The organism is Paenibacillus sp. J2R1T-4, assembly GCF_059692235.1.
The window spans coordinates 1-1,599 of record NZ_JCAUBA010000048.1 but is presented as its reverse complement, the minus strand read 5'-3'; the positions used below and the strand labels follow the sequence as shown (position 1 = coordinate 1,599).

Genomic DNA, 1,599 nt, shown 5'->3' with positions numbered 1-1,599 from the left:
CCGGATCAAAGCCTGCTTACGGCTCCCCGAGGCATTTCGTCGTTCGCCACGTCCTTCTTCGGCTCCTAGTGCCTAGGCATCCTCCGTGCGCTCTTATTTGCTTATCCATGACTTTTCCAAATGGAAAATGTCAGTTCCAAGCCTTTCAAACACATCTAGATTGCTCTAGTTCTCGTTATCGTTTTCGCTATCCAGTTTTCAAGGAACAAATCGTCTATCACCGTCAGCAACACTTTAAGTTTTGCAGAGCATTTTTAGCGGCAAGAAATATAATAACACATCGCCCAACACCTTGCAACACTTTCTTTCGCATAAATCTTATTGCTCCATATAGACGCCGCTCTGCGCCCAAAATTGACTAAAGAAAGCAAGCGTATCAGGCAAATGTTCGATCCAATAGCTCCAGTTATGATCCCCCTGGAACTCGCGGTAAACATGGGTATAGCTTATGGAATTCAGAAACTTGTGAAACCCGGCATTTAATGGATGAAGGAAATCTTCCGTCCCGCAATCGAAGTACAGAGCAGGCATTGTTCCTTCTTCCAGACGTTGTGCTGCAAGCACGGCCAAATCATGAGCGCGAGCATATGGCCCATTCACAGGACCCACCATACGCGGATAAATCGGCGATCGTATAAACTCTCTGTAAGGTAATTCAGCGATACTTGCGAGTGCACCCGACAAGCTTGTAGCAGCACCGAACAGGCTCGGATGTCGCAGCGACAAAGAGAACGCCCCGAATCCCCCCATCGAATAGCCGCAGACGACACGACTTTCCCTGGTTGCCAAAGTACGATATTCATTATCAATGAATGGAATGAGATCATGCACTATATACTGCTCGAAGTTGCCGGTCCCGTCGTACCAATCCATATAAAAGGTCCCTTGTCCATATTCCCCGTCATTCGGCATTACTACTATACACTCGGGCAATTCGCCAGACTCCATCTGCTTCAGAACGGTTTCCTGCACCTTGGCATTATTCATCCAGCTCACTTCTGTTCCATTCATGCCATGCAGCATGTACATAACGGGATATCTGCGGTCTGACAGCTCATAGCTGGGCGGAGTTACAACATAACATGTCTTGCGACTGAATAAGGCTGCTGAGAAAAAGGAAACCGGCTTAACCGACATCTTCACACTCTCCATTCACACTTTGTTGTGACTTTCCCCGGGTTCTGAATTAGGATTAGTTGCATTTCAAGCAACTAATGTCGCCATAAATGGAAATACACTGTTGTAGTTGCTTATATTGCAACTATCGCCACCCTTACTCTCACCTGTCGGACTATTTGCTGGTTTAGCTGCATTTTATGCAACTAATCACTCTCCAGGCGGCAACTAACCGCCTTTAGTTGCCATTCTAGCAACTATTTCTTTCTCAAGCCAGCGTTCCCCAACGGAAAGCATTGTTCGTTATTCTTCGGATACATGTATATAGAAAAAGCCGCTCCTTCGCATATTTGCAAAGAAACGGCTTCTTGTGCTTGGCAACGTCCTACTCTCCCAGGACCCTGCGGTCCAAGTACCATCGGCGCTGGAGGGCTTAACGGTCGTGTTCGGGATGGGAACGCGTGGTTCCCCTCCGCCATCGTC

General features: G+C 47.5%; 1 protein-coding gene and 2 rRNA genes. All 3 read right to left on the bottom strand.

Annotation, left to right across the window (positions count from 1 at the left end; translation table 11 throughout):
• Positions 1 to 107, bottom strand: a 23S ribosomal RNA gene (locus AC58QD_RS32470); the annotation flags it as partial.
• Between the two features lie 211 nt (positions 108 to 318).
• Positions 319 to 1,137, bottom strand: coding sequence for an alpha/beta hydrolase (locus tag AC58QD_RS32465; RefSeq protein ID WP_497339198.1), 819 nt, complete (start codon positions 1,135 to 1,137; stop codon positions 319 to 321).
• Positions 1,138 to 1,488: 351 nt separating this feature from the next.
• Positions 1,489 to 1,599: ribosomal RNA gene (rrf, locus tag AC58QD_RS32460) — 5S ribosomal RNA — on the bottom strand; the annotation flags it as partial.

What these genes read in the sequence shown, in the direction of transcription:
- AC58QD_RS32465 (WP_497339198.1), bottom strand. Translation starts at nt 1,137, where the DNA reads ATGTCGGTTAAGCCGGTTTCCTTTTTCTCAGCAGCCTTATTCAGTCGC.